Origin of the sequence: Neoasaia chiangmaiensis (assembly GCF_002005465.1) — a bacterium.
Classification (GTDB): Bacteria; Pseudomonadota; Alphaproteobacteria; order Acetobacterales; family Acetobacteraceae; genus Neoasaia; species Neoasaia chiangmaiensis.
Genome location: NZ_CP014691.1, coordinates 743019 through 759091, shown reverse-complemented (window position 1 = coordinate 759091; position 16073 = coordinate 743019). Strand labels below are relative to the sequence as shown.

At 62.6% G+C, this 16073-nt stretch carries 16 protein-coding genes; 11 read left to right on the top strand and 5 right to left on the bottom strand.

What is annotated here, in order from left to right:
* Window positions 1-16: 16 nt before the first annotated feature.
* Window positions 17-1030, bottom strand: coding sequence for a biotin synthase BioB (gene bioB / locus A0U93_RS03615; RefSeq protein ID WP_077806137.1), 1014 nt, complete (start codon window positions 1028-1030; stop codon window positions 17-19).
* A gap of 129 nt (window positions 1031-1159) precedes the next feature.
* On the opposite strand from bioB, the gene A0U93_RS03610 reads away from it, so the two are divergent.
* The 7 genes from A0U93_RS03610 (at window position 1160) to A0U93_RS03580 (ending at window position 8925) form a co-directional block, all read left to right on the top strand.
* A complete protein-coding gene (locus tag A0U93_RS03610; protein ID WP_077808308.1) occupies window positions 1160-1981 on the top strand; it encodes an acyl-ACP desaturase in 822 nt (273 codons plus the stop codon).
* A 95-nt stretch (window positions 1982-2076) separates the two neighbouring features.
* Window positions 2077-2709, top strand: a complete 633-nt coding sequence (locus A0U93_RS03605) for a Dabb family protein (RefSeq protein ID WP_077806136.1) — start codon at window positions 2077-2079, stop codon at window positions 2707-2709.
* A 116-nt stretch (window positions 2710-2825) separates the two neighbouring features.
* A complete protein-coding gene (locus tag A0U93_RS03600) occupies window positions 2826-4901 on the top strand; it encodes a M13 family metallopeptidase (protein WP_077806135.1) in 2076 nt (691 codons plus the stop codon).
* Between the two features lie 100 nt (window positions 4902-5001).
* The gene (locus A0U93_RS03595; RefSeq protein WP_077806134.1) at window positions 5002-5721 is read left to right on the top strand and encodes a glycine betaine ABC transporter substrate-binding protein; all 720 of its coding nucleotides are present in this window, start codon (window positions 5002-5004) and stop codon (window positions 5719-5721) included.
* Between the two features lie 7 nt (window positions 5722-5728).
* Window positions 5729-6265 carry a YdcF family protein gene (locus tag A0U93_RS03590; RefSeq protein ID WP_245825074.1) on the top strand — a complete coding sequence of 179 codons (537 nt, stop codon included), beginning with the start codon at window positions 5729-5731 and terminating at the stop codon, window positions 6263-6265.
* A 3-nt stretch (window positions 6266-6268) separates the two neighbouring features.
* On the top strand, window positions 6269-7153 hold the full coding sequence (locus A0U93_RS03585; protein ID WP_077806132.1) for a class I SAM-dependent methyltransferase: 885 nt from the start codon (window positions 6269-6271) through the stop codon (window positions 7151-7153).
* Window positions 7153-8925, top strand: a complete 1773-nt coding sequence (locus A0U93_RS03580) for a DUF885 domain-containing protein (protein ID WP_077806131.1) — start codon at window positions 7153-7155, stop codon at window positions 8923-8925. The genes A0U93_RS03585 and A0U93_RS03580 overlap by 1 nt, the downstream gene beginning before the upstream one ends.
* 18 nt (window positions 8926-8943) lie before the next feature.
* On the opposite strand, the gene A0U93_RS03575 is transcribed toward A0U93_RS03580, so the two are convergent.
* From A0U93_RS03575 to tsaD, 4 genes are read right to left on the bottom strand one after another with little or no spacing between them, the layout of a single operon-like run.
* Complete coding sequence (locus A0U93_RS03575) at window positions 8944-9684, bottom strand: TylF/MycF/NovP-related O-methyltransferase (protein ID WP_169852688.1); 741 nt, start codon at window positions 9682-9684, stop codon at window positions 8944-8946.
* Between the two features lie 58 nt (window positions 9685-9742).
* A complete protein-coding gene (locus tag A0U93_RS03570; RefSeq protein WP_077806129.1) occupies window positions 9743-10702 on the bottom strand; it encodes an NAD(P)H-dependent glycerol-3-phosphate dehydrogenase in 960 nt (319 codons plus the stop codon).
* 1 nt (window position 10703) lies between these two features.
* Window positions 10704-11531 (bottom strand): 23S rRNA (adenine(2030)-N(6))-methyltransferase RlmJ, encoded by an 828-nt coding sequence (locus A0U93_RS03565; RefSeq protein ID WP_077806128.1) that lies wholly within the window; start codon window positions 11529-11531, stop codon window positions 10704-10706.
* On the bottom strand, window positions 11528-12607 hold the full coding sequence (gene tsaD / locus A0U93_RS03560; protein ID WP_077806127.1) for a tRNA (adenosine(37)-N6)-threonylcarbamoyltransferase complex transferase subunit TsaD: 1080 nt from the start codon (window positions 12605-12607) through the stop codon (window positions 11528-11530). The genes A0U93_RS03565 and tsaD overlap by 4 nt, the downstream gene beginning before the upstream one ends.
* 89 nt (window positions 12608-12696) lie before the next feature.
* Between tsaD and hemC the strand changes: the two genes are divergently transcribed.
* Genes hemC through A0U93_RS03540 form a run of 4 tightly spaced genes read left to right on the top strand, consistent with a single transcriptional unit; the run spans window position 12697 to window position 16067 of the window.
* A complete protein-coding gene (hemC, locus tag A0U93_RS03555; RefSeq protein ID WP_077806126.1) occupies window positions 12697-13791 on the top strand; it encodes a hydroxymethylbilane synthase in 1095 nt (364 codons plus the stop codon).
* Window positions 13792-13841: 50 nt separating this feature from the next.
* Complete coding sequence (locus tag A0U93_RS03550; RefSeq protein WP_077806125.1) at window positions 13842-14552, top strand: uroporphyrinogen-III synthase; 711 nt, start codon at window positions 13842-13844, stop codon at window positions 14550-14552.
* Window positions 14545-14985 (top strand): DUF1810 domain-containing protein, encoded by a 441-nt coding sequence (locus A0U93_RS03545; RefSeq protein WP_077806124.1) that lies wholly within the window; start codon window positions 14545-14547, stop codon window positions 14983-14985. The genes A0U93_RS03550 and A0U93_RS03545 overlap by 8 nt, the downstream gene beginning before the upstream one ends.
* Window positions 14982-16067, top strand: coding sequence for a PQQ-dependent sugar dehydrogenase (locus tag A0U93_RS03540; RefSeq protein WP_245825072.1), 1086 nt, complete (start codon window positions 14982-14984; stop codon window positions 16065-16067). Before A0U93_RS03545 ends, A0U93_RS03540 begins: the two co-directional genes overlap by 4 nt.
* Window positions 16068-16073: the final 6 nt, after the last annotated feature.

The following is a 16073-nucleotide window of genomic DNA, read 5'->3' as shown; positions in this document are numbered from 1 at the left end:
CCGGGCAGGCGTTTTTTTAATGTGTGGCCGTCATCGGCTGCATGCCGAGGCTGGAGAGCAGCTTGCGGTCCCGATGCTCTGCCGGGTTGGGCGTGGTGAGCAGCTTGTCGCCGCAGAAGATCGAATTCGCGCCGGCGAGGAAGGCGAGGGCATGGGCTTCGTCGCTCATCAGTTCGCGTCCTGCGGCCAGACGGACGTGGCTGGCGGGCATCGTGATGCGGGCCGCGGCGATGATCCGCACGAAGGTGATGGGATCGACCGCTTCCGCATCGGCAAGCGGCGTGCCCGCAACGCGCACCAGCAGGTTGATCGGCACGCTTTCGGGATGTTGCGGGAGTGAAGCCAGGGTGGCGATCAGTCCGGCGCGGTCGTTCTCGTCCTCGCCCATGCCGACAATGCCGCCGCAGCAGACGTTGATGCCGGCGCTGCGCACGTTTTCCAGTGTGTCCAGCCGCTCCTGATAGGTGCGGGTCGTGATGATCTTGTCGTAATATTCGGGCGAGGTGTCGAGGTTATGATTGTAATAGTCGAGCCCCGCGTCACGCAGGCGTTGGCTTTGCCCGGCGTCAAGCATGCCGAGCGTTACGCAGGTTTCCATGCCGAGCGCCTTGACGCCCTCGACCATGGCGCAGACGGTATCGAGATCGCGTTCCTTCGGTGAACGCCATGCGGCGCCCATGCAGAAGCGCCCGGCACCGGCGGCCTTGGCGGCGCGGGCTTCGCGCAAGACATTTTCGACGGCCATCAGCTTGTCGGCCTTCACGCTTTGCTCGTGCCTGGCGCTCTGCGGGCAATAGGCGCAGTCTTCCGGGCAGCCACCGGTCTTGATGGACAACAGGGTGGAGATCTGGACGCGGGTCGGATCGAAATAGGCCCGGTGCGCCGTCTGGGCGCGGAAGATCAGTTCCGGGAAGGGGAGGTCGATGATCGCGGCGACTTCATCGCGCGTCCAGTCGTGCCGTAATTCCGGATGCCATGGGGCTTGCGCGGTGGCGGCGGCGAAGGCGGGACGGATCAGGGTATCGGACATGCGGTCGGCTCCGTTCGGGCAGCGCGGCGGAAAATGAAGACGGGCAGCGATGCCACAATGCGTGGGTCTTTGTCACGTCCGGTGCGCAAGAAGCTATCCAAAAGCGGTGGATCGTGGCATCAGGCACCTATGAAACACTGGCGTATCGAGCAGATGGACTGGGATGCGTTCGACGCGTCGAAGGTCGACCCGGATATCGTGCCACTGGTCAAGGCGGCCTCTGTCGTGGAGCGCAACGGGCTGGACTATGCGGTCTATCTTGGCAACGTTTTCGTCGGCGATCCGGATTTTCGGGCTGCGGCGGACAACTGGGCTGTCGAGGAAGTGCAGCATGGCGACGCGCTCGGCAAATGGGCGATGCTGGCCGATCCCACCTGGGATTACATGAGTGCGTTCGACCGGTATCGGGCCAGTTACCACATCGATCAAAATGTCGATGCGTCCATTCGCGGTTCACGAACGGGTGAACTGATCGCGCGCTGCATGGTCGAGACGGGCACCTCGTCCTTCTACACGGCGTTGGCGGATGCAACGGAGGAGCCGTTGCTCAAGGCCATCTGCAAGCAGATCGCCGCTGACGAATATCGGCATTTCAAGCTTTTCTATGACCATATGCACCGCTATCTGGCCCGGGAGAAGCTTGGGGTCTGGGCCAGGACGCGGATCGCGCTGGGCCGCGTGACGGAAAGCGAAGACGACGAACTCGCCTCCGCGTATCATACGACGAACGAGCCGCCCGGACTGGCGTATGACCACAAGCGATGCATTGCGGCGTATATGTCGCGCGCGATGGGTTTCTATCAGCCCCGGCACGTCAACCGCGTCACCAGCATGATCTTCAAGACAATCGGTTTCACGCCGCACTCCAGACTGCAAAACCTGGTCGCGAGCGGCATGTATCGTCTTATCCGCATGCGTGCGCAGCGGTTCAGAAAGATCGCTGCCACGTAACGCACGGGTCACGTTGTCTGACCGGGAATTTAGGCTTGCGTGGTATCGTCTTGCGCTAGGATCGCCGTGTGGCTGTTGGGTTTGGGAGTGTGATCATGCTGTTGCGGAATTCTCATAAGGTGGCGCAGCGGTGCGCCTATGGTGTCATGGTGCTCGGTCTTTGCATGGGAATGACGTCGATGGCGAAGGCCGACCCTTATTCCCTGCCGATTGCGTCGTCCGGACCTGTTGGCGTGATGCCGATCGTGGCATCCTCCACGACGGCGTTTCAACAGTTGGCGGCACAGGTCGGGTTGGCGCAGTTCACGGCCCCGGATTGGCATGTGGGCACGGTCCGTCATATCGTCATGTTCCGGTATAAATCGGACGCTTCGGTGGCGCAGCGAGCCGAGATAACCGCACGCTTCCTCCATCTGGTACAGGACTCGCGACGGCCGGATGGCACGCATCCCGTCGTCTCGATCGAGACGGGCATGCAGAATAGCGGTGAAGGGGCAGATGATGGCCTGCAGCAGGCTTTCCTCGTCACCTTCCGCTCGGAAGGTGACCGCAACTTCTATGTTGGCAGGCCCGTGGTGACCGATCCGGCGTTTTTCGATCCGGCGCACGAGGCGTTCAAGGAATTTGCGACGCCTTATCTCGAAAAGGTTGTCGTGTTCGACTTCGATGTCATGGCAACGGCAGCAGCACCGGTTCTCCGTGCGACACAAGGCCACCATCACCGCTGAAACGAACCGGTAACAAATTCCCGTCTTACGTCTGTCCAATTGGCGCCAAGACTGTATGCTTATCGCAACGGTCCGGTTTGCCGGGCAGGATAACGATAGGGGATCTGTTGCACGTGATGAGTTTCCATAAACGGCTTCTGGGCGCTGCCAGTGCTCTTGGATTGATCGGTCTGGCATCGGCCAACGCGGCGCCCGCCCCGGCAGCCTCCGCAGATGCGGCAAAGCCGTATCCGGCAGGGTGGGGTTTCGATGCGGCGGGCATGGACACCAAGGTGAAGCCTGGCGACGACTTCTTCCGTTATTCCAACGGCACGTATGTCGACAATATCGTTATTCCGCCCGATAAATCGGTTTTCGGGCCGTTTTCCATTCTGGCCGACGTGGCGCGCGAGCGCGTTCAGGGGATCCTTCGCGAAGCCGGTCGCAATCCTGTCGCCGATCCAAAGACGACGGAGCAGAAGCTTGGCGTCTATTACGCGACGTTCCTGGACGAGGACGCTGCCGAGAAGCGTGGCGTAGCACCGCTGCAGGCGGATCTGGATGCCGTAAAGGGCGTGAAGGATCCGATTTCTCTCGCCAAACTTCTCGGGCAGGCGCAGGGCTCCTTCCAGTTCAATCCATTCGGTCTTGGTATCGATGCCGATCCGAAGGATCCCACGCAGAACGCGTTGATGATGGATCAGGGTGGTCTTGGACTGCCGGATCGCGACTATTACCTGAAGCCGGATTTCGCCAAGAAGCGCGCGGCCTATCAGGCCTATATCGCGAAGATGCTCGGCATGATCGGGTGGCCGGATGCCACGGCACAGGCCGCGAAGATCGTGGCGCTGGAAACCGACATGTCGAAAGTGCAGTGGGCGCGCGCGGATCGTCGTGACCCGGTGAAGACCTACAATGCGATGCGCATTGCAGACCTGGCGAAGTCGGCGCCCGGCGTTGACTGGGCGGTCATGTTCGTCAATGCCGGTATTCCCGCCAGCAATATCGGCGGTCGTCGTCTGATCGTCAGTGAGCCGAGCGCGATTACCGGCATGGCGAAAATCATCGGTGCGACCGATTATGACACGCTGCGAGCATGGCTGGCATTTCATCTCGCGGATAACGCGGCGCCGAGCCTGACCAAGGCGTTCGTTCAGGCTTCCTTCGAGTTCAACGACCATGAACTGGAAGGTCAGCCACAGCTGGCCGAGCGCTGGAAGCGTGCTGTTGGCGCCACGAGCCATGCCATGGGTTTTGCGATTGGCAAGATCTATGTCGCCAAGTATTTCCCGCCGAGTGCGCAGGCCCGGATTACGGAACTGACGCATGAGGTCAAGGCGGCTTTCGCCGAGCGGCTGAAACATGTCGACTGGATGGCGCCGAAAACGCGCGAAGCGGCGCTGCGCAAGCTGAACAATTTCGAAATCCTGGTCGGCTATCCGAAGAAATGGCGCGATTACGGCTCGCTCGTCGTCAAGCCGGGCGATCTGTATGGTAATGCCGAGCGTGCGGCGGCTTTCCGCTGGCAGTTCGAGTTGCATCACCTGGATCGCAAGGTCGATCGTGACGAGTGGCTGATGACGCCGCAAACCGTCAACGCCTATAACAACCCGACGCAGGTCGAGGTGGTCTTCCCGGCCGCGATCCTGCAACCGCCTTTCTTCGACCCGACGGGCGATGACGCGGTCAATTACGGTGCCATCGGCGGCGTGATCGGCCATGAAATGACGCATTCCTTCGATGACGAAGGGCGTCAGTTCGACGAAAACGGTCGTCTGCATCAGTGGTGGACGAAGGAGGACGTCTCGCGCTTCCAGGCGCTGGCGGATCGTTATGGCAAGCAATACGATGCATTCGAGGTTTTGCCGGGCGTGCATCTGAATGGCAAGCTGACGATGGGCGAGAACATCGCCGATCTTGGTGGTCTGACGCTGGGTCTCGATGCGTATCATGCGTCCCTGCACGGCAAGCCGGCGCCGGTCGTTCACGGGCTGACGGGTGATCAGCGCGTGTTCCTCGGCTGGTCGCAGGACTGGCGCGAGAAGGTTCGGGATGATGCAGCGCGCAACTACGCTGTCGTCGACCCGCACTCATCGCCGGCGGCACGCGTCAACCTGCCGATGCACAATATCGATGCCTGGTACAAGGCATTCGATGTGCAGCCCGGCCAGAAGCTTTATCTGTCGCCCGAGCAGCGTGTGAAGATCTGGTAAGTCAACGAAGACCGTCCCGCCGTGTTAGACACTTGCCAAAAGGCGGCGGGGATGGTCTGAACCCCTCGTCATATTCCGGTATCCGAGGGGAAACGCATTCATGAACACGATTACGCTCGGGCACCTGCGCGATACCCTTCATGCCGGTTGCGCGAGCGCCGTGGCACGGGTGCTGGATGCCTATGAAATGGATGTGTCCTTCGTCGATGCGTCGCCGGAGGAACTGCCGGACCTGTTGGCAGAAGGTGAGATCGACCTGCTGGTCTCCGCCTGGATGCCACGTGACAGACATCTGGCGCGGGGGATGCGCGAGATCGGCCAGCTTTATCTGCCGGTCTATGTCTGGGCGGCGACGAAGCCAGTGGGGGATATCGAGACCCTTGGCGCACAGGAAATCGCCCGTATCGTGACAACGCCGCCGAATGTGGCGCGCCTTCGCGATGCGTTGGCGAACCTTCCCGCCTTGCAGGCAGTCCCGGTCGATGTGGTCGACGATGACGATATCTTCGACCATGTGGCCGGATTGGATGCCGGAGCAACATCGTTGGTTGTCCTTGCGCAGCCGCACGCGCTTTTCCATACGGATATGTTGCATGTCGTCAACGATCCGGCGCATCGCCTCGGCGCGGAAATGGAAGCGCGGATGCTGGTGCGGGATGCCACGGCAGCATGCGTGGATTCCGACATGATCGATGAATTGTCGGAAATGATGTTGGGCAACAAGGTCATGAGTGCGCTCGACTATGCCATCCGCGTCGAGAACGTCGATCCGGAGGAGGCCGCCGAGGCCTGGCAGCGCGGACGCCTGTTGCCGCGCTAGGGCAGCCTTGCATTACCTGATCGTTTTCGGTGCGGCCCCGCTGCCCGATGGGCAACCGAGCGAGGCCATGCGGCGACGTGTTGCCGCGGCCCTGCATTTTGGGCGGCATGACCCGGACATACGCTTTCTGCTGACGGGCGGCATCGCGCGACGTCAGCGCCGCTCCGGCCCAAGCGAGGCCGCCATCATGGCCGATCTTCTGGTCAGGGATGGAATCGGCCGCGATCGGATCGATCTGGAGCCGATGGCGCGCGATACCTTCGATTCGGCGCGCTATTGCGGCGCGTTCCTGCGTGGGATCGGATATTTCGGGCCGCTGTATATCTGCAGCAGTGCCTATCATCTGCCACGTTGCCGGATGTTGATGCGACTTTCAGGCTGGAGGACGGTGGCCGTCAAGGCTGCGCCGGCGTCTTCCGGACGAATCTGGCGCGCATGGTATTGGCGATTAAGGGAAGTTCCGGCCATGATGTGGGACGCCATGCTCATGGTTCATCATCGCCTGAATCGGGTCTCGATATCGGGCGATCGGCAGCAGGATTGATGGATGTTTCAGGCCCCCGGCGCTTCCGCCGTTTTCGATACGTTCCGGGACCGTAGCGACGAAGACTGGCTGAACATCCTTGTATCGTCCCTGCGTGTGCCGGAGATCGACGGGGCGCGGATGCCGGATTTCCCCCCCGAAGATCTGCAACGCGAGATTCACGGCCATAGCGGCGAGGTTTCGTTGCATGAGGCGCACGTCTTCTATCGCGAGATCAAGTCGTATTGCGCCTATACCGGACGACCGCTGCGTCCTGAGAACATGGTGCTGGATTTCGGCTGTGGCTGGGGGCGCATGACGCGCCTGCTCATGAAGGATGTCCGGCCGGACAATCTGTTCGGCGTCGATTCGACCTCCCGCTTCCTGATCGAGGCGCGGCGCTGTAACCCGGCGTTGAATTTCCTCTCCTGCAATCTGGTGCCGCCGCTGGTCATGGGGGCGGGAAGTTTCGATCTCATTACCGCGTGGTCGGTCTTCTCACATCTGGACGAATTTCTGGCCGGACACTGGATCAGGGAATTTCATCGCCTGCTGAAACCGGGTGGGTTGGCGATCATCACGACGCAGAGCCGTCGCTTTCTGTCCTTTTGCGCGGAAATGCGGGCACGCCGAGCCTCTGGCATGAAGCTTGAGCATGGTTGGTACGAAGCCTGCGCCGACAGCTTCACCGATGAAGCGCTGGCCAATTCACGTTATGAGGCCGGACAGTTCCTGCACGCCGCATCGGTGCGGCCGCCGCATCCGCAGGCGCATTATGGCGAGGCGATCATCCCGCGTAATTACGTGGTCAAACAGTGGGGGCATTTGTTCCGCCTTGTGGAGTTCCTCGACAATCCGGTCCGGCTGCCACAAGTCATGATCGTTCTACAGCGCATGGAAGGCCTTTGATGCGAAGCCGCGGGTCTTCTCTCATCGCGGCGTTTGTCGTGGCGTCAACGACCTTCTCCATTAGCGCGGCGCAGGCAGCATCGATCACGCCGGCGCAACGGCTGATTGCGGATTACGACGCTTTCAACAGTGAACAGGACCCGATCTCCGCGGCAGCGAGGGGTGATATTGCGGCTTCCGAGCGCTGGCCGGATGACAGTCCCGCTGCCGACGCCGCGCGCTATAAAGCGTTCGTGGCGTTCGATAATCGACTCAAGGCGCTCGACCCGGTATCCCTGCAGGGAGAAGATCGGCTTAACATCGCGTTGATTCGATGGCGTGTCGAACTGGCGATCGAGGGGCAACGTTTCGATGAAGCGCGCATGCCCTTCACGAGTGATGAGGGTTTCTTCGAGGAACCCGGTTACGCGGCGGACAATACGCCAATCCGCACGGAAGCCGACGCGCGCCACTGGATGGCGCGCATGCAGGCATTGCCTGCCTATTACGATCAGCAGATTGCCAATATGCGACGTGGCATCAAGACGGGTTTCGTGCAGCCGCGTCTGATTGCCGAGCATACGGCGCAAACGTTGCAGGCGACGGCGGATCGGTCGGCGGCCGATAATGCGTTGATGGCGCCGTTCGCAGGCATGTCGTCATCCTTGCCGCCCGCCCGGCAACAGGCCCTTCGGGACGAGGCGCTGCGCATTGTCGAAACGCGGATAAAGCCCAGCGAGCGGACACTGGCGCGTTTCTTTCACGACGAATATCTGCCGGCCAGCCGAAATTCGCTCGGGGCGGCGTCTCTTCCCGACGGTCGGGCTTATTACGCCTATCGCGTGAAAAGCGAGACGACGACGGATATGACGCCGGACCAGGTGTTTGCCCTCGGGCAATCTGAGATTGCACGGATTCATCGCGATATGGCCAGGGAGATGGCCGCGGCTGGTTTCAGGGGCGGCTTCAAGGGTTTCGTCGCGCAACTGCATCGCGATCCGCGTTTCTATGTCACGACGCGCGAGGCCCTGATGGAAAAGGCCAGCCGTCTGGCCAAGGAGATTGACGATCAGTTGCCGCATGTCATCGGCAAGCTGCCCAGGCTCACCTACGGAGTGCGCGAAGTGCCACGCACGATCGAGGAGGGCTATACGACCGGTCGATACGATCCCGGCAGCCCGACGCAGGGGATCGCGGGCGGCCTGATGATCAACACTTCTCATCTCGACCAGCGGCCGCTCTATGAATTGCCGTCTCTGGTGGCACATGAAGGCGTGCCGGGCCATCATATCCAGATCGCCCTGGCGCAGGAGATGAATGACATGCCGGGTTTCCGCCGGGACTACGAGACGACGGCGTTCGTCGAGGGCTGGGCGCTGTATTCGGAGCAGCTCGTCGCGGAAATGGGGATGTATCCGACGCCCTATGATCGCTTCGGCATGTTGTCGATGGAGATGTGGCGCGCCTGTCGGCTGGTGATCGACGTGGGCTTGCACTGGAAAGGCTGGAGCCGCGATCAGGCCGTGGCCTGCCTGCGCGATAACACGGCGCTGACCGACAAGAACATCCAGAACGAGGTCGACCGCTATATCTCATGGCCGGGACAGGCGCTGGGCTACAAGATCGGTGAACTGACGATCCTGTCGTTGCGTCATCAGGCCGAGAAAGCGCTTGGCAGCCGCTTCGATGAACGTCGCTTTCATGATGTCGTGCTCGACGAAGGCGCCATGCCGATGCAGGTGCTGAAAGCCCGTGTCGCGGACTGGATTTCGGCGCAGAAGGCGGCGCACTGAATGCGCCGCCTTTCGGCTTCAGGCCGCTTCCGCCGTAGCGCTTGCGGTCTCGTCCATCGTCGCCGGCATTTGCGCCGATGCGGCGCTGCGGATAATCATCGCCTGCGTGGTCGATAGTTCGATGACGCGTTCGGGCTTGTCGCGCAGGAACGTGGTGAAGGCCCGGGCGACGCCATCGATGATCGAATGGTCGTGCGTCAGGATCACGCCACCCGGCACCATGCGCGGATAGAAGTATTCGAGTCCGGCCAGCGTCGCGTCATGCAGATCAACGTCCAGATGCACGAAGCTGAAGCGCAGTTCCTCCAGCCCCGCCGTGGAGGCGGGGAACATGCCGGGATGAAAATGCACGTTGCGATAGCCCACGAGCAATGCGCGCACCGCTGGCAGCGTACCGGTGAACTGGCCGGATTTGAAGACATGCTCTTCCCGGTCGGTCGGGTCCGGCAGGCCGGCGAAAGTATCGAAGAGATGGAGCGGCCGCTCTCCCTTGACGGCGCAGAGGAGGGATGCCGACGCACCGCGATAGACGCCGAATTCGGCCAGGGCGCCGGGCAGGGCGGCCTGCGCATGGGCGATTTCGTGAAGCATGAACGCTTCATCCGCACTCAACAGGGATGGCGACTGCTGCGCTGCTTTTCGCAGACGCACGAGCGTTTCCGCGTGCTTATGACCGGAAAGCAGTCTTAGCTGGAGCTTGTTTTGAATACCGAACGTCAGGGCGCGGGCCAGTTTGTTGCCGCCGATAAAACGGCGCATTTTTTCGTTGCGCATCCACATGAGAGAGCAGGCTTTCCCTTAACGCTGATGGGGGGGGTCATTCAGTGGCTGGCGGGCGGTCCAGCAGAAGGTTGCGGGCGGTGGACGGGTCGAACCGTCCTGCCAGGAGAGCTGTCACCGTTTCGACGATCGGCATTGTCACGCCGTATCGTCTGGCCAGTGCCAGAAGTGCCGGCGCCGTGGCGACACCTTCCGCCACCGTGCTGCGGTGACTAAGGATATCTTCGAGGCGCTCACCCTCTCCTAAAGCCAGACCAAGGCTGTAGTTCCGCGAACCGCGCCCCGTGCACGTTAAAATGAGGTCACCCAGGCCGCTCAGGCCCGATATCGTGGCGGCCCGTCCGCCCATGGCAGCGGAGAGACGACCGATCTCGACAATCGCGCGGGTAATCAGGGCGGCACGTGCGTTCTCGCCCAGGCCCGCGCCGATGGCGATGCCTGCGCCGATGGCGATCACGTTCTTCGCGGCGCCTGCGATCTGGACGCCAAGCGGATCGTCGCTCGCGTAGAGGCGCAGGGTGGGGGTTGAAAGAAGGCTGGCGTATTGTTGTGCCGCGTCCAGCGTCTCGGCCGCGATCGTGGCGGCAGCGGGCAGGCCGCGTGCGACTTCGATGGCGAAGTTCGGGCCGGAGAAAACGCCGCGTGGACGATCCGGCAGAATTTCCGTGAGGATATCGAGTGGCAGATCACCCGTGCCGGTCTCAACCCCCTTGCAGCAGACGACGAGCGGTGATGTGCCGCTCAGGCGCGTTGCGACGGATCGCAACGTCTGGAGCGGCACGGCAATCAGCGTGAGATCCGCGTTTGTCGGCAGGTCGCCGGTGACCGTGATGTTACCCGGCAGTTCGACGTCCGGCAGGCGCGGAAGACGACGAACGTCGGGTGGCACGGGATTGCGCATCCATAATATTACGTTGGCGCCGGCCTGCGCCTGTGCGCATGCCAGGGCCGTGCCCCACGCGCCTGCGCCGATCACGGCGATGGTCGGAACGGTCATGTTATTCTCCCACCAGCCATTCGACCTGCGCGGTGGTCTGGCCTTCGATGTCCAGGATGCGCGCGAGTACGGCAAGAAGCTCCCTGGCACGGTTATCGAAGCCGAAGGGCGGGTTGGCGATCAGCAGCCCGCTGCCGTTCAGTCGGGTGGGATCGAGAGGTGGACGGAGCGTGAGTTCGCAGGCGAGCAGCGAGCGGACGCCACGTGCTTTCAGATCGTCGTGGAAGGCGCGCACCGGCGTGCGATGCTTGATCGGATACCAGGCCGCGACGATACCGGAAGGAAAGCGTGTCCGGATCTCGGCGATGGCATCAGCAAGGCGCGCGAATTCGTCGGGTTGTTCGAAAGGTGGGTCGATCAGCACAAGCCCGCGTTTCTGTGGCCTTGGCGGCAGGAAGGCACGTAGTGATGCGTATCCGTCCCGATGATGAACGGCGACACGGTCATCCCGATGAAAAAGCCGTCGCAGGATCTGTGCGTCGTCGGTGTGGAGTTCGCAGGCGATCAGGCGATCCTGCGGCCGCAGCATGGAGGCAATCAGCCTTGGCGAGCCCGGATAACGCGCGGGCGCGCCAAGTGCCGTGACGCGATCGATATATGATTGCAGGACCGCGTCGGGCTGTTCAAGAACGCGCCCGAGACCCTGACGCCATTCTTGGGTTTTCTCCGCCTCCTCGGCACGCAGGTCGTATTCGCCGCAGCCGGCATGCGTGTCGATGACGCAGGCGCCGCCTTCCTTGCGTTGCAGGGATGACATGAGTTCGAGCAGCAGGACATGTTTCATCACGTCCGCGAAGTTGCCGGCGTGATAGGCGTGTCGGTAGTTCATGGCTGAACCGGCCCCGGCGGCTGTATTTCCGTCAGCGGCCAGCGAGGGCGCGGGGCGACGGGAACGTCGTCGGACGGGCCGTAACCGGCATCGTGCCGGGCGCTGAGCGTCTCGAGCGCCGCCCATCCGACCATCACGGCGTTATCGGTGCACAGGCGCAATGGCGGGGCGATGAAGCGCAGAGCGTGGCGTTCTGCGACGGCTTCGAGCCGTGTACGGAGTTCGGTATTGGCCGCAACGCCGCCCGCCACCACGAGCGCCGTGGCATCCGGTATTGCCGTGTAAGCATTCTCCGCGCGATCGGCCATGATATCGGCCACGCATCGCTGGAAGCTGGCGGCGATGTCGGCGGCGACCTGAAGCGGCAGGGCGGCCTGACCGTAGGGGGCGATATGGCGCGCGACGGCAGTTTTCAGTCCCGAGAAGGAGAAGTCGCAGCCCGGGCGACCAAGCAGCGGTCGGGGCAGGGTGACCGCGCTCGGATTTCCCTTCCGGGCAAGCTTCTCCAGTGCCGGGCCACCGGGCCAGCCAAGTCCGAGCAGTTTTGCCACCTTGTCGAAGGCTTCCCCGGCGGCATCGTCGATCGTGCCGCCGAGCTTTTCGTAGTGGCCGATACCGCGCACGGCGACGCACTGACAGTGCCCGCCGGAAACGAGCAGCAGAAGATAGGGAAAGGCTGGCGTCTCTCCCGACAATGCGGGGAGACGGGCCGTAAGCGCGTGTGCCTCGATATGATTGACGGCGATGAACGGCTTGTCGCGTGCGATGGCGATGCCTTTCGCGAAGGTGCTGCCGACGATCAGGCCGCCGATGAGGCCGGGCCCGGTGCTTGCGGCATAGGCGGCAATATCGTCGAGCGTCAGTCCCGCATCGGTCAGCGTATCGTCCATCAGGGACGGCAGGGCCGCGAGATGGGCGCGTGCCGCGATCTCGGGCACGACGCCGCCGAGTGCGGCATGACCGGTCTGGGACAGCACGCGTTCGGCCAGAATGTCGCCTTTGGGCGAGAGGATGGCGCAGGCGGTGTCGTCGCAGGAAGATTCGATGGCCAGAAGCGGGCCGTTGATTACAGGCATGACTATTCTATATCGCCCTCCGTCGCCACGTGCGAGAGATGTCTTTTCATGTCCTTCCGACTGGATTACGTAAGACGTCCATGAACGCCATGTCGTCGAACGGGGCCGAGGGCACCGTCGTCAATTCCCTGCAACGCGTCGCGGCAGAAGCGATGCGCCGGCAGGCCGCCAGCCACCCCCCGTCGCATCGTCGGACGCTGCCGTTGCGTGTCGGGACGCGCGGTTCGCCGCTTGCATTGGTGCAGACGCGTGCCTTCCTGACGCGCCTGACGCGTTTCTGTCCGGTCCTGCGTGACATGGGCGCATTCCAGGAGCACCAGATCAGCACGACGGGCGATCAGGTCCAGTCGCGGCTTCTGGCCGAAATTGGTGGCAAGGGACTGTTCGCCAAGGAAATTCACGAAGCGCTGGCCGCCGGGCGCATCGACTTCGCGGTGCATAGTCTCAAGGACCTCGAAACGGATCTGCCGGACGGGCTCGAACTCGCCTGCACATTGAAGCGGGAGGATGCGCGCGACGTTCTGCTTCTGCATCCGCGTCTGCGTGCCGCCGTGCGGGAGGGGGCCGACCCGCTGGATGTTCTGCCGCCGAATGCCTTGATCGGCTGCGCGTCCGTCCGCCGGCAGGCACAATTGCTGCATCGTCGGCCCGATCTGCGGTTCTGTCTGTTGCGGGGCAATGTGCAGACGCGTCTCGACAAGCTGTCGGGCGGCGCGTGCGATGCGACCATGCTGGCTCTCGCCGGATTGCGGCGTCTGGGCATGGAGGACCGCGCCGATGTCGTGCTCGATCCTTCGGAGATGATTCCGGCGGCGGGACAGGGGATCGTCGGTGTGACGGCGCGCTCAGCGGATGTGGAGCTTCTCGACCTGCTTTCCGCGATCGAGGATCCGGAAGCCCGCGCGGTGGCGACGGCCGAACGGGCGCTTCTTGCCGTTCTGGATGGTTCCTGTCGCACGCCGATCGGCGGCTACGCGCGGCTTGTCGCGAAACCCGGCGGTCGGACCGGTCATGGTGCGCTCAGCGGATACGATCTGGTTCTGACGGGGCTGGTGGCGCGGGAGGACGGGTCCTTCTTCCTGAAGCGTGAACTGGTCGGTGCGCCGGGTGACGCGCTGCGTCTGGGGCAGGAACTCGGTGCGTCGCTGCGCAAGGACTCACCGGCCGATATCTTCGAGGATTGACGCGCGGCCCGAATGGCCGGTCGTCAGGGCCTGTAAGAGACGCGGTTCTGGTGACGCGTCCGGAGCCGGGGCTTTCGGCGACACTGCCACGGGTCGAGTCGCTGGGCTGGCGGCCGATTGCGGCGCCGATGCTGCTGATCCGTCATTGCCCGCTGCGTCTGGATGCCCATGGCTTCGACCATGTTCTACTCGGTAGCGGGCAGGCGGTGCCGTCGCTTGTCGGTGTCGTGCCTTTCGATGCCTCCCTTCTGACGGTTGGCGCGGCAACGGCGCAGCGTGCCCGAGAGGCCGGGTTTCAATGCGTGCGCTCGGCTGATGGCGACGCTGCAGCACTTCTGACACTCTTAGGCTCTCCGACAGGCGGTGGATCGCGCGTTTTATTGCCGATTGCCAGGAGGCAGGGGGCGGTCCTGGCGCAGGGTGCGCGACAACAGGGTTGGCGCGTCACGCGGCGGGTGGTTTACAGGGCGCAGGCGGCGACGAAACTGCCATCCCCGGCTGCGCGAGAACTAGCCACTGGCACGGTGGATGCCGTCCTGCTTTTCTCGGCAGCGACGGCGGTTGCGTTTCTTCGCTGCGTGTCGAAACTTCCGGAATCTGCTCGATCGCCGATACGCGCCATCGCCTTGTCGGAGCAGGTTGCTGTGCCGCTCCGTGCTGCGGGATGGTCGCGGCTGGAGGTTGCCGCTCGCCCGGAACAGGCTGCGCTGCTGGACGTTCTGGGAAGGAACCCCCGGAGCGAAAGCCGCGACCATGAGTGAATCATTCGACCTTCATCGTTTCCTCGACGCCCAGCAACCGGTGATGACGGCGGTTCGGCGCGAACTGGCTGCCGGGCACAAGACCAGTCACTGGATGTGGTTCGTTTTTCCGCAACTGCGCGAATTGGGGCGTAGTGAGATGGCGCGTCGCTACGGGATCGCATCCCTGGCGGAAGCCCGGGCCTATGCAGCGCATCCGGTTCTGGGCGGCAGATTGCGCGACGACACGGCGCTGGTGGTGCAGCATGAAAAGAAGAGCATTACCGCGATATTCGGGACGCCGGACGATCTGAAATTCCGGTCCTGCATGACGCTTTTTCGAGCGGCTGTACCCGATGAGGCGGTGTTCGAACGCGCGCTTGCGGCTTTCTTCGGCGGCGAGGACGATCCATTGACCCGTAAATTGCTGGATACCGATGGAGACGATGCGTGAAACGCCTGTCCTGCATGTTGACTGCGGTTCTCGGCGGGGCATTGGCCAGTGCCGGTCATGCCGTGACATTGCCTCATCCGGCGACCGGCTACCGCGTCGAGGTTTTCGCGCCCGATGTGCCTTCGGCGCGGGAGATGACGCTGGGGCCATCCGGGACGATCTTTGTCGGTTCGATGAATGCGGGGAACGTCTATGCGATAACCTACGATCCGCTTCATCCCGACCATGCTGCTCGCGTGCATGTCGTGGCGCATGATCTGGACATGCCGGTCGGCGTCGCCTTTCACAATGGCACGCTATATGTGGCCGACGTCGCACGCATCCTGGTGTTGCCGAACATCATGTCGTCGCTTGATGCACCGCCGCAACCCAGGGAACTGGTGAAGGGCCTTCCCTGGCGGGCAGGCGACCATGACTGGAGATTCATTGCCTTCGGGCCGGATGACAAACTTTATGTGCCAATCGGCGCGCCGTGCAACATCTGCTCTGTGGGGCACGATTTTGGCAAGATCCTGCGGATGGATGCGGATGGCGGGCATCGTCAGGATATCGCTTTCGGTATCCGCAACAGCGTCGGCTTCGACTGGCAACCCGACACGCGGAAGCTCTGGTTCACCGATAACGGCCGCGACAATCTTGGCGATGATATTCCAAGCGATGAACTTAACCGTCTCGATCATGAGGGACAGGAGTTCGGCTACCCTTATTGCCATCAGGGAGACATTACAGACCCGGTATTTGGGAAGGGGCATTCATGCACGAACTATACGCCGCCGGTCGCCAAGCTGGGCGCGCATGTTGCAGCGCTTGGGATGCGCTTCTACCGCATGGGCGACTGGCCCGGCTTGCATGATGGCATCATTGTTGCCGAGCACGGATCGTGGAACAGGGGCACACCATCGGGCTACCGGGTTGTCGGCATATCCCGGGATATGAACCAGCAGGTTCTGCTGGACTTCCGCGATGCCGATGGTCATGTCCTTGGCCGTCCGGCCGATGTGCAGCCGCTGCCCGACGGATCGGTCCTGGTCAGTGACGATCGTCAGGGCGCCATATTCCGCCTTCTGCGCGACAAGCGCTGACGGGAC

What these genes read in the sequence shown, in the direction of transcription:
- bioB (WP_077806137.1), bottom strand. Translation starts at nt 1,030, where the DNA reads ATGTCCGATACCCTGATCCGTCCCGCCTTCGCCGCCGCCACCGCGCAA.
- A0U93_RS03610 (WP_077808308.1), top strand. Translation starts at nt 1,160, where the DNA reads ATGAAACACTGGCGTATCGAGCAGATGGACTGGGATGCGTTCGACGCG.
- A0U93_RS03605 (WP_077806136.1), top strand. Translation starts at nt 2,077, where the DNA reads ATGCTGTTGCGGAATTCTCATAAGGTGGCGCAGCGGTGCGCCTATGGT.
- A0U93_RS03600 (WP_077806135.1), top strand. Translation starts at nt 2,826, where the DNA reads ATGAGTTTCCATAAACGGCTTCTGGGCGCTGCCAGTGCTCTTGGATTG.
- A0U93_RS03595 (WP_077806134.1), top strand. Translation starts at nt 5,002, where the DNA reads ATGAACACGATTACGCTCGGGCACCTGCGCGATACCCTTCATGCCGGT.
- A0U93_RS03585 (WP_077806132.1), top strand. Translation starts at nt 6,269, where the DNA reads ATGTTTCAGGCCCCCGGCGCTTCCGCCGTTTTCGATACGTTCCGGGAC.
- A0U93_RS03580 (WP_077806131.1), top strand. Translation starts at nt 7,153, where the DNA reads ATGCGAAGCCGCGGGTCTTCTCTCATCGCGGCGTTTGTCGTGGCGTCA.
- A0U93_RS03575 (WP_169852688.1), bottom strand. Translation starts at nt 9,684, where the DNA reads ATGCGCCGTTTTATCGGCGGCAACAAACTGGCCCGCGCCCTGACGTTC.
- A0U93_RS03570 (WP_077806129.1), bottom strand. Translation starts at nt 10,702, where the DNA reads ATGACCGTTCCGACCATCGCCGTGATCGGCGCAGGCGCGTGGGGCACG.
- A0U93_RS03565 (WP_077806128.1), bottom strand. Translation starts at nt 11,531, where the DNA reads ATGAACTACCGACACGCCTATCACGCCGGCAACTTCGCGGACGTGATG.
- tsaD (WP_077806127.1), bottom strand. Translation starts at nt 12,607, where the DNA reads ATGCCTGTAATCAACGGCCCGCTTCTGGCCATCGAATCTTCCTGCGAC.
- hemC (WP_077806126.1), top strand. Translation starts at nt 12,697, where the DNA reads ATGTCGTCGAACGGGGCCGAGGGCACCGTCGTCAATTCCCTGCAACGC.
- A0U93_RS03545 (WP_077806124.1), top strand. Translation starts at nt 14,545, where the DNA reads ATGAGTGAATCATTCGACCTTCATCGTTTCCTCGACGCCCAGCAACCG.